Raw genomic sequence first — 12569 nt, 5'->3', positions numbered from 1 at the left:
AGAGGACAGTCGAATGAAATACATTCGGTCTGTCCTCTTTTAATCTGGCTTATGGCAGTCTTACAGAGAAGTCGTCCCCTCATGGTGACTCAATCCGACATATAAATCTCCAAGCGTCGTAATGCCTCGCTCCGAAATCTCCTCTGTCATGGCCGACCACAGCTTAGCGGTCATGACCGCATCGTACAACGCATGATGCCTCTGCATCGGCTCGATCCTGTACGCATCCAGCATTTCATCCAGTCCGTGGTATTTCGTTCCCGGCCGCAGCCATTTGGCGATCATCATCGTATCGAGCATCCGATGGGTCATGTTAACCTTCGACGTGCGCCAAAGTGCCGAATTCAGAAATCGTTTATCATGCCCGCTTCCGTGCACGACCAGCACCTTCTGCTGTACGAAATGAAGAAAATGACGCAGCGCTTCCATCAGCTTGGGCGCGCCGGCGATCTGCTCGTTGGTAATTCCCGTAAGCTCTACGATATGATCGGGAATCAGACGCTCCGGATTGACCTCGCTATAGAAGGTATCGTCTTCCTTCACTTCCGCTCCGATAACCGATACGGCGCCGATCGAAATGATCTCGTCTCCATGATAAGGCGAAAAGCCGGTCGTCTCCAAATCGAAAACGACCGCTTCCATCCCCGACAGCGGGATATCGAATAAGCTCCGCTGACGCTGCTCCTTCATCATGGAGCGGATGAAAGCCATTTGCTGAGCGCTCTTTCCGTTGTAAATCGATGTAATGGCGGGCGACAACCCGCCCATCTTGTAGTATTCCCACATTTTTGACAAGCGTCCCCTGTCGTTCATGCGGATCGCCTCCAATCCTAATCCCCACAAAGTGACGAAAATGCTTCGGCAGCTTCATCCGTCTACATTGCAGGGCCCGAAACCAACCGTACATGCATGCGCTTTACTCCTCGTTCCCGCGTACGGCAGCCAAGTCGGCGGATACCGACTTGTGTACATGCTTTGCCGCTTCCATGCCTGCACGGAGGCAGAGCTTCAGTTCCCGCATTCTTTCGCGCGTAAGCTGGCCGGCCGTCAGCTTCCCTCTTGTCTGGTAAACGCCTCCCTCTACTTGGATCGGCGTTTGGGCGCGCAGCTTCAATATGCGCAAGAATGCATCCGTCCAGTAAGACGCATCGCTTCGCGTAAGCTCTCCGCACGCCTGCAAGGCGCGGATTCGTCCAAGCGTAGTGGGTTCATGCTGATTGCGCTGCAGCGCCAGCAGGCGGACCGCATTCACGAACGGAATGTAGCAGCCATACTTGATATCTACACCGCCGGCATCCTCACCGTAACGTTCCGTCACCAGCCGTCCGAAGGGCGTTAGCGATACTTTGCGGTGGATGGTGTTGGCCAGCAATTCTTTTAAAGACCCCCGATGTTCCTTCATATAACGATGCAGTTCTTCCGCAACCTGAACCGCCAAATCGGCTTCTCCGTACACCGGCCGCATATCCGCAACGACAAGCAGGTAGCGCACATTTTCCCACGTTCGGTCGATCAGCCAGTCTCTCAACGTTTTGCGCCATGCCGATACCGGCCGCCTCCATAAGCGGTTACTGCATAACACTTCCCCACTGCATGGAGGATAGCCTAGCGCAATCAGCCCGGCGACGATCGTTTCGGCAAGCTTCTGAAAATACGAATCCGCCCTCATGGCCGTAAGCGGCCCGGAGTCGGCATAGATCAGTCCGTTATCTTGATCGCTGCAAAGCGTTTGCTCCGAACGCCCGCCGCTTCCGAACAGCACAAACACGTAAGGAACAGGAGGAGTTCCCTCTCCCTGTTCCGCAAGCTTCATTTCCGCGAGCTCAATCGTGCGGCGAATTAAAGCGTCGTGTATGCCGTTTACCTCTGTATGCCAATCTCCGTCTACAGAGTCGGGAAGCTGCTTAAGCCATTCGGTATGGAGCCCCTCGCGAATGCCGCGAAGCTCCTCGACGCCGGACGCTTGCTTGATTTGCGCGAATACCGACCGTTCCGGAACGAATGCAAGCATGCAGCTTCCCCCTAAGATCATCGTTTGTCTATCGGAATCAAGCCGTTGTCGAGCGTGAAGCGTCTCCGCCTTCGCCGGCGATTTTCTTCATTTGCTCCGGATAGCCGTAGCTGCCGTGCTCGCTCAAGTCGAGACCGACGATTTCTTCTTCTTCCGTAACGCGCAGACCTACCGTATATTTCAGAATGCTAAGGATAACAAAGCTGATGATGAAGACGAACACGAATGCTCCGAATACGCCGAGCGCTTGAACCCCAAGCTGTTCGAATCCGCCGCCGTACAGAAGACCCGCTTTACCGACACCGTTCTGAGTAGCCAGTTTCTCCGTTGCAAAAATACCCGTGGACAATGTTCCCCAAACGCCTGCAATACCGTGAACCGAGAAAGCGAAAACCGGATCGTCCACGCCGCCTCGTTCGAACCATTGAGCCGTAAAGAAGGTAATGATACCTGCGATGGCACCGATAACGACCGCCGCCCAGGGCTCGACGTAAGCGCAAGATGCGGTAATGGCGACAAGAGCGGCAAGAACGCCGTTCAACATGCTTGGAATGTCCGCTTTGCCGAAGTACATCCAGGAAATAAGGAGTGCCGCTACGCCGCCGGCTGCCGCCGCAAGGTTCGTCGTCAAGGCAATATAGCCGAAGAAGCCGTCTCCCATTGCGCTAAGCGTACTGCCAGGGTTAAATCCGAACCAGCCGATCCACAGAATAACGACGCCGAGGACCGAAAGAACTTGGTTGTGACCGGGAATCAAATTAGGCGTGCGGTCTTTATTATATTTGCCGATACGCGGTTTCAGAAGCAGCGTCGCGACCAAAGCCGCCGTTGCGCCTTGCAAATGCACGACCGTCGAGCCGGCAAAATCCTGCATGCCGATTTTGGAGAGCCAGCCGCCGCCCCAAACCCAGTGAGCGACGATCGGATAAATGATGACCGTAAACAGAATGCTAAAGATGAAGTAAACCGGAAGCTTGCCGCGTTCCGCAAAACCGCCGAAGGCAATCGCCAGCGATACGCCTGCAAAAGCGAGCTGGAACATAAACTTGATGCTGATATTAATATCGGAGAAGCCGAGCGAACTGAAAGCCGCTTCCGCTTGTTCTATCGTACCGTTTACGAAAAAGCCAGTCGTCCCTATGATGCTGTTGCCGTCGCCGAATGCGAATCCGAAACCGACAGCCCAGAAAGCCACTGCGCAAATCCCGAAAGTCAAAATCGTTTTACCGGCGACGTGACCGGCATTTTTCATCCGGGTGGATCCCGCTTCCAATAATGCGAAGCCCGCTTGCATGAAGATAACGAGTATTGCCGCAACCATGACCCATACCGAGTTAATTGCCGATTGCAGCTGTGCAGCCGTCGCGTCTTCCGCGAACGCTAGCGTTGGGAACAAAAGCAGCATCCCCGCAACAGACGCCATCACTTTTCTTTTCATCCTGACCTCTCCTTTGTGTTAGGTTTTATAACATTGATTTGCCTGTTGTCGTCATTATACATTACTCATGTTAGGAATTACAACACCTATTTTTCTGTTTTTCGCCGTTTTTTTGTTAAAAACCCGTACATTCATCCTATAATTCTATTATAATGTTATCATTTATAACATATAAGCTATTTTCACAAAACTATCACGTTTGACTGTATGGTTTATATTCAGTATGATGGGACTAAAGCACGCCTTCAGCGGAAGACGGGCAAGCCGCTTCTTTATACATAAGAAAGGGTGAGTTCTGATGGGGATATGAAAATGTACCGAATTGGGGAATTAGCGAAATTATCGAGGGTGAGTCCCCGAACGATCGACTATTATACAAAGCTAGGCCTTATCGGTCCCGAAGCGAGGTCGGACAAAAATTATCGCTTTTATTCGGATGAAACCTTCGCGCGATTGAAACGTATTGAACTAATGAAAAAAGAGAAGTATACCTTGGAGGAAATCAAGGAGAAGCTCAAGCAGTGGGATAAAATCAACCCTGACGAAGGCGTGGCAGATAAGCTGACATCCATTCAACACCATATGCTCCAACTTGAGAAGGAAGTCAAGGAATTGGGGCCGATGATCGATCAGCTGAAGCCGAAGCAGGCGAAGCATCTGTATAACATGCTTACCCCGCAAAGCGCAGCCGTTATTGAAGCTCTCCTCATTCTTCTAAACAAGGGTCCGCTTCTTTAAGAAACGCTGAGACGATTCTTTGGAGGGAACTGACATGTTTTTTCACAAAATGGACATTCTGATTTTCATCGCTTTCGGATTGTCGATCTGGGCCTCTTTCCGGGTTCGGAGCACCTTCAACCGCTGGTCGCAGGAGCGGGCCATGTCGGGGATGACCGGCTATGACGCAGCCCGCAGAATGCTTGACGCGAACGGCCTGTACGACGTTCCGATCGAAGCCGTGCCGGGAACGCTCAGCGACCACTACGATCCGATTAACCGCGTCGTACGTTTGTCCGAGCCCGTCTATTATGAAAGCTCGATATCGGCCATTTCCGTCGCTTGCCACGAGGTCGGCCATGCCATTCAACACAAAGTGCATTATCCGATGCTGGTAGCCCGCCATAAAATGTTCCCGGTCGTCAACATCGCTTCCGGCGTAGCGCCGCTGCTGATCATCGCAGGTTTGATTTTTCAAACTATCCCCGGCCTATTGTTGTTAGGTATTATCTTCTTCTCCGCAGCCGTCCTATTCCAGCTCGTTACGCTGCCGGTCGAGTTTAACGCAAGCAACCGCGCCCGCGAGCTGATGGTAGCCGAAGGCTTCATCACCAACGAAGAAGAGAACGGCGTTGCGAAAGTCCTGAATGCCGCTGCGCTGACCTATGTTGCAGCCGCTCTGATTTCCGTGCTTGAGCTGCTCAAGTACATTATGATTTTCACAGGACGCAACGACGACTAATCAATTTCCCCTCAAGGGAAACAGGCCTTAACCATTCCACAAATGAAAAAGCATCCCGCCGCCTGACGGCGCGGGATGCTTTTTCATTTTCTTTTTGGCCTCGAATCATTTTGTTAGAACAGGTCATCAGTCGTCCGCCGGTTACTTTTTGTACACTTTATCGTATGCTTCTTGGTAGATCTTGATAAACTGATCCATGCCGGAATCCTTGAGCCCCTTCACGTATGCGTCCCAATCTTTGTCGACGCTCTTGGCCCCCATAATGAATTGGAGCATCGATTGCTTCACATAATCCACGATAATCGGTTTCAACTGCTTCACTTGGTTCGCTTGATCCGACGTCAAGAAAATATCCGTAGGGAACTCTTCCTTCGGCTGATGGCCTTCGTACAGCTCCTTCGTCGCTTTGAACAAGCGGGTTTCCAAGCCGTCCATCGTGTAAAGATCTTGGCTGGCCGCATAGGCGGTTTCCCGGTATTCCGCCGAACGGAGTCCCGGCCCCATTTGATTCCAGTGATCGTTTTGCACTTGACCGACGCCGTATGACGTTTCTTTCACTTTGAATTTGGCGGCCGTGCCTCGCGTGTTTTTGTCGTTCGCTTCCGCTTTCACCCAGTTTCGTCCTTCTTCGCCGAAGTTGGACATCGTCGTGCCTTCCTCGGAGTACAAGTAATCGGCCAGGCGAATAGCCGCTTCAGGATTCTTATTCTTATTCGTGATGGCAAATACCGAGTTGCCGATACCGATGTAGTGAGCCGCGAACGAAGCGCCATCCGGGCCGGTAAGCGGCGCGATCGGGTCGTAATCCTTGTGGCGGGTCGCCGTCGTCGACGCGTCGGTAAACTCGCCGAACCAGCCTGCCGGTATAGCTCCCGCAATTGCGACGTCCGGGCTGTTTCCTTTTTGCGTGAGGGCATCGGATTTTTGCGTGAACGCTTCTTTATCGATCAAGCCTTCGGCGTACAATTTATTGAGGAATTGCAGCCCCTTCTTGAAGCCCGGCTTGTCGACGGACGTTTCGAGCTTGCCGCCGTTCATCATAAAATAATTGTTGTCGGCATTGAAATAGACGAAGGCGTTCATCACAAATGTCTCGACATCCGTATGCCAGCCGGTCGGCGATCCCGTAAGCGCGATTTCGTCCGCCTTGCCGTTTCCGTTCGGGTCCTTCTCCTTAAACGCTTTCAGCATATTGTAGAAATCGTCGGTCGTTTTCGGAGCGCTCATGCCGAGCTTTTGCAGCCATTTGGTGTTTACCCACATTTTGGCGGAGAACTGGCAGTGATAGCATTCGTTTACCGACGGAATCGCATAAATGTTGCCGTCCGGCGCCGTAATCGCCTTCTCGAGATAAGGGATATCCTTGAACGCCTTCTTAATGTTAGGCGCATATTGATCGATCAGCTTATTTAACGGAACGAGCACGCCTTGTTGGCCGTAAAGCAGCTGTTCCTCCTTTGTCAGCGAACCATCCATGAAAATATCCGGATAGTCGCCGCTCGCCAGCTGCAGCTGCTTTTTCTCCTTCAAAGCCGCCGCTTCCCCGGGAACGAGCTGCCAGTTTAGATGAATGTTCGTCTTCTCCTCCAAATATTTCGTAAACCAGTTCGTGTTCAAATCGCCGATGTTGGCCGACTGCGGCGCGAAAGCGCTCATGTTGATTTTGGCCTTGGAAATCGGGAAGCCGGTCGCATTAAATCCCTTCCCTCCGTCGGAGCTCGCGCTCGCTTGAGGGTTATCGCTAACATTCGGCTCGCCGCCATTCGACGTGCAGCCGACTACAAGCATGACTACGGATACGAATATAGCTACAAACATCCACGTTTTTCTGTTTTGCCGACGGATCATGTTCATAACCTCCCTTGTTTGCCTAACCATCCAAGGATAAACGGCTTCGCCGTCCTTTCTAGGGACAAGCGCGTTTACCGAGATTTAGAGCGACTTCCACGATATACTTTCTGATCAATCCAGGATAAACGCCTGCCGGCATCTTTGGATGCCATACGTTTGCCCGAAACCGAACAATCGTCAAAGCTTATGCATGTTGCGATTTTACCCTTAGGGGGACAAGCCCGGCACAAACAGTGTCCGGCATCACTCCTTCTCATGGTAACCGATATCAGCCTTTCAGGGAACCGATTAATAACCCTTTGACGAAATGCCTTTGGACAAACGGATACAGGATAAGAACCGGCGCACTGCCGACGACGATCAAGGAATATTTGAGCAGCTCCTTCAAGCCTTGACGCTCCGCCAGCTCCTTGACGTCTTTAATCATCGTAGGATCGATCGAGTTCAATATCAGGATGTTCCGAAGAACGAGCTGCAGCGGGTAAAGGTTCGAAGACTTTAGGAAAATAAGCGCTTCGAAGTATGAATTCCAATAGCCGATCGCATACATCAAGACCAGCACGGCGATAATCGGCTTCGATAACGGGAGGACGATGCGAAGCAGGAACTTGAAGTCGCTGCAGCCGTCCAAATGCGCGGCTTCCGTCAACTCCGAAGGGATCGACGTCTGGAAAAACGTCCTTGCCAGGATGACCTGCCAAACGGAGATCGCACCCGGAATGATCATCGCCCATCTCGTATCCAGCAGCCCAAGACCTTTGACTGTCAAATAGTAAGGAATGAGACCGCCGCTAAACAGCATCGTGAATACGAAAAGCGCCGTAATCAGATTCCGTCCGTAAAAATCTTTGCGCGACAACGGATAGGCCGCCGTAATGGTCAGCCCTACGCTCAGCAGCGTGCCGAACGCAAGGTAAAACAAGGAATTGCCGTAGCCCGTCAAAATTTGCGGGTTTTGAAACACCGCCTTGTAGCCTTTAAGCGTCGGCTCGACCGGCAGCAGCCACACCTTCCCCGAAATAACCGCAGACGACGAGCTGAACGAGGAGCTCAAAATATAAATAAGCGGGTAGGCTACTACGATCAAGCATCCGATCAAGAATAAATACACGAAAAATAAATATATTTTGTCGATGCCGCTCTCCCGAATGCGTGCCGCGGAACGGGCGTTAATAGCCGGACTCGTTTGACTCATGCTCTCCCTCCTCTGATCCCCTTGATGAATACGATGCTTTAAACGGCGATAGGGTAAGCCTCTCTTAGTCGGATTGATGAAGGCATCGCGAGCGAACGCGGGTTATCGCTTTGCCGCCGCCTCGCCTCTTGCTCGCCGTTGTGCCGATTTACCACAAGCTCGTTTCCGAATTTTTTCTGGCGATGTAATTGACGATGATGAGCAGCAGCAAATTCACGATGGAGTTGAACAGTCCGACAGCCGCGGAAAAGCTGAAATTGGCGCCGACCAGCCCCATTTTGTACACGTAGGTGGAAATGACCTCGGACGTGCCGACGTTGATCGCATTCTGCATCAGGTACACCTTTTCGAACCCGACGTTCATGATTTGTCCGGCATTCAGTATGAGCAGGACGACGGCCGTCGGCATCAGGCTGGGCAGATCGATGCTGATCATACGCTGAAACCGGGAAGCGCCGTCCACCTTAGCCGCCTCGTACAGATGCGGATCGACTCCCGCCAGAGCGGCGATGTAGATGACCGATGCGTAGCCCGTAAACTGCCAAACGTCGGAAAGCACATAGACCGTTTTGAAATATTCCGGCTTCGACATGATGTTCTCGGCCGGCAGCCCGAACTTCTCGGACAGGAAATGGACGAAGCCGAGCTGCGGCGAGAGGAACAGCATGATGATCGACACCATGATGACCGTGGAGATGAAATACGGCGCGAACGTCACCAGTTGAACGGCCCGCTTGAATATCCCGTTTCGAAGCTCGTTTAGAGCAAGTGCCAGGATGATGGGCGCCGGGAACCCGACGACCAGCGAATACAAGCTGAGCAGCGCCGTATTTTTAATGATGCGCCAGAAGATGGGCAGATGGAAAAAGTCGAAGAAATGCTTCAAGCCGACCCAATCGCTCCCCCAAATGCCCTTGATCACCATGTAGTTTTTGAAAGCGATCTGAACGCCCGCCATAGGCACATATTTAAAGACGATCAAATAAACGAGGGAAGGCAAAATAATAAGATATAGTTGCCAGTTTTTCTTTATGTTGCGAAGTGCTATACTCATGTTACTCCTCCTCGCTATACCGTCTTTGCTATTATTAAGCGCTTACAGGACTTATCATAAAGGAGCCCGCTGCAAAATCATAGTGACCATTCTTCAACTGAACTGTCCGATTATAAGGTGGCGTGCCCATGAAAAAGAAGCCTGGATTCAGCTATCAAAACTTGTCGATCGTCAAAAAGATGGCCATCGGCTATATCGTCATTATTTTCGTCCCCATCATTTCATTCGGCCTTTTTCTGTACAACCAGAACTATAACAGCGTGCTGGAAGAATACGCCCAAGGCAGGCAAAAGATCGTCGACCAGGTGCTGAACAACCTGAACGTAAGCGCCGTGCAGATCGAATCCGTCTACCAGCTGTTTCAGAACAATTCGAACACGATCGCCTACTTGAACGGCAATTACCGCACCGATTTCGAGCAGGTGTCCAATTTTCTCACGTACATCAGACCCTTGTTCTCTTACATACGCTCCTCCAATCCGCTCATCGGCGATTTGAGGATTTATATGGAACGGCAGAACGGGATGCTCTTCCGGCCCGAGATGGCGGAAATGAGCGAGTTCAAGCTGGACGACAGTCTCCGTAAACTTCCGCTAGGCGTAGGCAAATGGGTCACGCTTACGAAAGGCGCCGGCCAGGACATCAACCTGCACTTTTTCCACAAAATCGGCAATCGAAACTTCGAACAGGACATCGGGTTGCTGGACATCACGGTTACGCCGAAGCTGATGAAGCCCTTGATGGAATCGCTGAACGTGAACAGCAGAAGCAATCTCTACGTGCTTGACCAGGAGCAGCGCGAGGTATACCGGCAAGAAATCATGCCGCTGACGGCGGAACGCAAGCAAGCGTTGTTCGGGCAAGCCGCCCTTTCCGATTCCAGATCCGCCTATCAAACGTTTAACGGGAATAAATTGCTCGTCGAATCGTTCTACGCGGACAGCCTGAAGCTGAGGTTCATCGTTCTGGAGCAGGTGGACGACGTCTTCCGCGGAATCAACAAAAACCGGTATGTGCTCGTATTGACGGTCGCCGTTCTGCTGCTGGTGCTTTCGGGCATGTACTATCTGATCGCCAGCTCGATTACCAAACGGATCCTGAAGCTCTCGAAACATATGCGGCAGGTGGACGAAAATCATTTTCCGATTTATCGCGGCGATATCAAAAACGATGAAGTCGGTCATCTCACCGTCTCCTATAATGCGATGATCAGGCGCATGGACGAACTGGTCAATACGGTGCACAGGTCCGAGATGCTGCGCAAGGAAGCGGCCTATCAAATGATGCAGGCGCAGATCAAGCCTCATTTTTTGTATAACACGCTCGAATCGATCCGCATGATTGCGGAAGCGAACGACGATCCCGAAGCCGCCGATATGTCGTATACGCTCGGCAAGCTTTTCCGGTACAGCCTCTCGGGCGCCAAAAGCGAAACCTCCCTGCGGGATGAGATCGAGAACGTGAAAGACTATATCAACATCCAGCAAATCAGGCTGGCCGACCGGCTTAGCGTGACGTTCGACATCCGCGCTGTTACCGATAACTTTATCTGTCCGCGTTATATGCTGCAGCCGGTCGTGGAGAATAGCATCGTGCACGGCATTGCGAGCGTCCGCAAACGGGGCGAGCTCTCGATCCGAATTTGGGAGGATGCCGCATTCCTGTACATTGCCGTTTCGGATTCGGGTGCCGGGATCGCAGCAGATCGTCTGACCGTCATTCGGAGCGTTCTGAACGGTACGGCCGACGCGCAGCTTCTCCGGGCGGAAGGCGGCGGACTGGGCATTTACAATGTGAACGAGCGGATCAAAATGTTTTTCGGCGACCGCTCCGGCATTCAAATCGACAGCGAGCATGGCGCAGGTACGACATGCTCGCTTAAGCTTGCCAAGGAGGCATCGCAATGAAGCTGATGGTTGTTGACGACGAACCCGTTCTGTTGAATGGCATAATCCGGATGATTCGGAAAGCGGACACCCCGTTTACCGAAATTGTAGGAGCCTGCGATGCGATCGATGCGCTCCAGAAGCTGGAGCAGTTCCAGCCCGATCTGATCGTGACGGATATTCATATGCCGGAAATGGACGGTCTTGCCTTCATCAGAGAAGCGCAGGAGCGGAATTATTGCGATCGCTTTGTCATTTTGACGGGGTACGGGGATTTCGCTTATGCGCAGCAAGCGCTCCGCTATCAGGTCATCGATTATTTGCTGAAGCCCCTCGACAAAGAAGAGCTGGTCGGCGTACTCGCCAAAATCGCGCAATCGATTCGGGCGGACCATGAACGGGCGGACGAGCTCGATCTGCTGCTGCTGAAGGAGCATATGCTTTACAATACGCCGGCAGCCGAGCTGCCTGTGAAGCCGGAGCAGCTTTCCGGTCTTCTGCCACACCCGTATTCGACCGTTATCGTCCTGCAAACGGATGAAAACGACCCGTCTCCACCTGCCGAGCTTCTTGCCGCTCTTGCCGGCGATCTGAATCAAGTCTTCGAGAAAACGTATATGCTGCAATCCCGGTTTCTGCGGCAAGCCGTTCTCCTTGGAAACGGCAGCCGAAGAGCAACGGATAAGGAGCTTGAACAGGCTTGCGGCAAGCTTTTCCAAACGTACCGGAAGCCGGACGGCGGGTTTAGCATTGGGGTAAGCGGACGCGAGGATGCGGCAGCCTGTTTGCGCGAACTGTATGTCGAAGCGCTGGCCGCCATGTTTTTCAACCGGTATTTCTATTGCTGCAGCATAGCGGTTTACCGCCATGAAGCGGTAAACATCCATGACGGCTATGACAACCTGGTCCGCTATATCGAGCATGCGCAGGAGCAGCAGCCTTCGGCGGAGCAGATCAAGAAGGATATGCAGCTCATCCTGCTGCACGTTGCGGGAGAGAGCGAAACGCAGAGCAAGCTCCGCGAGCAATTTCTCGTTTGCGTCGGCCTATACCTGCAAAGCGTCGGACTTACGCCGGAAGCCATATGGGGGGAGCAAGCTGCGGCGGATCTGTTCTCGCCTTGCGGAGAAGCGCTGGACGAAGCTCGCGTTGCGGATATCGTGTCGCAGCTGATCCGTTGCGTCCGCCGGCCGGACCATCGTCAGCCTCACATGCAGACGATCGACAAGATCGTCGCCTTTGTAGCTTTGAATTACAAGCTCGACCTGTCTCTCGATATGGTCGCGGATCATGTGCACATGCATCCCAACTACATCAGTACGCTGTTCCGCAAAGAAATGGGCATGACGTTTCTCCACTACTTGCATACGTTTCGGTTGAACAAAGCGAAGAAATTTATGCAGGAGCATCCCGATTGGCCGATCAACGCGATCGCGGAGTCGGTCGGATATGAGAATCCGAGGCATTTTTTCAAGGTGTTCAAAAAATTCGAAAACGTCACGCCCGGCCAGTTCCGGCTTGGCGGTTCGATTTCGTGAGGGTCGTAAAAGCGGAAGTGCTGCGTTTTGCCGGCCTTCTATTGACGGTAATAAGCGAAGAGGATGTGTCCCCTTTCCGGAAACGGAACATGTCCGGCGGCCGCGCAACGGCGAAATAACCCGCAAACCGGCTAACG

General features: G+C 52.4%; 11 protein-coding genes. 5 read left to right on the top strand and 6 right to left on the bottom strand.

From position 1 onward, the window contains the following. Positions 1-60: 60 nt before the first annotated feature. The 3 genes from ACKGJP_RS11325 to ACKGJP_RS11315 all read right to left on the bottom strand — a co-directional run bounded on the left by ACKGJP_RS11325 (position 61) and on the right by ACKGJP_RS11315 (position 3449). Positions 61-813 (bottom strand): exonuclease domain-containing protein, encoded by a 753-nt coding sequence (locus tag ACKGJP_RS11325; protein ID WP_409345756.1) that lies wholly within the window; start codon positions 811-813, stop codon positions 61-63. Between the two features lie 103 nt (positions 814-916). After that, on the bottom strand, positions 917-2011 hold the full coding sequence (locus ACKGJP_RS11320) for a DUF294 nucleotidyltransferase-like domain-containing protein (protein ID WP_409345755.1): 1095 nt from the start codon (positions 2009-2011) through the stop codon (positions 917-919). 37 nt (positions 2012-2048) lie between these two features. Continuing rightward, positions 2049-3449, bottom strand: coding sequence for an ammonium transporter (locus ACKGJP_RS11315; RefSeq protein WP_409345754.1), 1401 nt, complete (start codon positions 3447-3449; stop codon positions 2049-2051). 306 nt (positions 3450-3755) lie between these two features. Between ACKGJP_RS11315 and ACKGJP_RS11310 the strand changes: the two genes are divergently transcribed. Continuing rightward, positions 3756-4187 carry a MerR family transcriptional regulator gene (locus tag ACKGJP_RS11310; RefSeq protein WP_409345753.1) on the top strand — a complete coding sequence of 144 codons (432 nt, stop codon included), beginning with the start codon at positions 3756-3758 and terminating at the stop codon, positions 4185-4187. A gap of 34 nt (positions 4188-4221) precedes the next feature. Beyond that, the gene (locus tag ACKGJP_RS11305; RefSeq protein ID WP_409345752.1) at positions 4222-4908 is read left to right on the top strand and encodes a zinc metallopeptidase; all 687 of its coding nucleotides are present in this window, start codon (positions 4222-4224) and stop codon (positions 4906-4908) included. A gap of 141 nt (positions 4909-5049) precedes the next feature. Here the strand turns inward: ACKGJP_RS11305 and ACKGJP_RS11300 are convergent, their stop codons facing one another. The 3 genes from ACKGJP_RS11300 to ACKGJP_RS11290 form a co-directional block, all read right to left on the bottom strand. Further along, positions 5050-6756, bottom strand: coding sequence for an ABC transporter substrate-binding protein (locus ACKGJP_RS11300; protein WP_409345751.1), 1707 nt, complete (start codon positions 6754-6756; stop codon positions 5050-5052). Positions 6757-7027: 271 nt separating this feature from the next. Then, the gene (locus tag ACKGJP_RS11295; RefSeq protein ID WP_409345750.1) at positions 7028-7954 is read right to left on the bottom strand and encodes a carbohydrate ABC transporter permease; all 927 of its coding nucleotides are present in this window, start codon (positions 7952-7954) and stop codon (positions 7028-7030) included. A gap of 148 nt (positions 7955-8102) precedes the next feature. Continuing rightward, on the bottom strand, positions 8103-9008 hold the full coding sequence (locus ACKGJP_RS11290) for an ABC transporter permease (protein ID WP_409345749.1): 906 nt from the start codon (positions 9006-9008) through the stop codon (positions 8103-8105). A 128-nt stretch (positions 9009-9136) separates the two neighbouring features. On the opposite strand from ACKGJP_RS11290, the gene ACKGJP_RS11285 reads away from it, so the two are divergent. The 3 genes from ACKGJP_RS11285 to ACKGJP_RS11275 are packed head-to-tail and all read left to right on the top strand — an operon-like array spanning position 9137 to position 12551. Beyond that, positions 9137-10915, top strand: coding sequence for a sensor histidine kinase (locus ACKGJP_RS11285; RefSeq protein ID WP_409345748.1), 1779 nt, complete (start codon positions 9137-9139; stop codon positions 10913-10915). Further along, positions 10912-12432 carry a response regulator gene (locus tag ACKGJP_RS11280; RefSeq protein WP_409345747.1) on the top strand — a complete coding sequence of 507 codons (1521 nt, stop codon included), beginning with the start codon at positions 10912-10914 and terminating at the stop codon, positions 12430-12432. Before ACKGJP_RS11285 ends, ACKGJP_RS11280 begins: the two co-directional genes overlap by 4 nt. After that, positions 12429-12551, top strand: coding sequence for a hypothetical protein (locus ACKGJP_RS11275; RefSeq protein WP_409345746.1), 123 nt, complete (start codon positions 12429-12431; stop codon positions 12549-12551). Before ACKGJP_RS11280 ends, ACKGJP_RS11275 begins: the two co-directional genes overlap by 4 nt. Positions 12552-12569 lie beyond the last annotated feature (18 nt).

Origin of the sequence: Paenibacillus litoralis (assembly GCF_046244365.1) — a bacterium.
Lineage (GTDB): Bacteria > Bacillota > Bacilli > Paenibacillales > NBRC-103111 > Paenibacillus_V.
This window is presented reverse-complemented; position numbering and strand designations above follow the sequence as displayed.

What these genes read in the sequence shown, in the direction of transcription:
- ACKGJP_RS11325 (WP_409345756.1), bottom strand. Translation starts at nt 813, where the DNA reads ATGAACGACAGGGGACGCTTGTCAAAAATGTGGGAATACTACAAGATG.
- ACKGJP_RS11320 (WP_409345755.1), bottom strand. Translation starts at nt 2,011, where the DNA reads ATGCTTGCATTCGTTCCGGAACGGTCGGTATTCGCGCAAATCAAGCAA.
- ACKGJP_RS11315 (WP_409345754.1), bottom strand. Translation starts at nt 3,449, where the DNA reads ATGAAAAGAAAAGTGATGGCGTCTGTTGCGGGGATGCTGCTTTTGTTC.
- ACKGJP_RS11310 (WP_409345753.1), top strand. Translation starts at nt 3,756, where the DNA reads ATGAAAATGTACCGAATTGGGGAATTAGCGAAATTATCGAGGGTGAGT.
- ACKGJP_RS11305 (WP_409345752.1), top strand. Translation starts at nt 4,222, where the DNA reads ATGTTTTTTCACAAAATGGACATTCTGATTTTCATCGCTTTCGGATTG.
- ACKGJP_RS11300 (WP_409345751.1), bottom strand. Translation starts at nt 6,756, where the DNA reads ATGATCCGTCGGCAAAACAGAAAAACGTGGATGTTTGTAGCTATATTC.
- ACKGJP_RS11295 (WP_409345750.1), bottom strand. Translation starts at nt 7,954, where the DNA reads ATGAGTCAAACGAGTCCGGCTATTAACGCCCGTTCCGCGGCACGCATT.
- ACKGJP_RS11290 (WP_409345749.1), bottom strand. Translation starts at nt 9,008, where the DNA reads ATGAGTATAGCACTTCGCAACATAAAGAAAAACTGGCAACTATATCTT.
- ACKGJP_RS11285 (WP_409345748.1), top strand. Translation starts at nt 9,137, where the DNA reads ATGAAAAAGAAGCCTGGATTCAGCTATCAAAACTTGTCGATCGTCAAA.
- ACKGJP_RS11280 (WP_409345747.1), top strand. Translation starts at nt 10,912, where the DNA reads ATGAAGCTGATGGTTGTTGACGACGAACCCGTTCTGTTGAATGGCATA.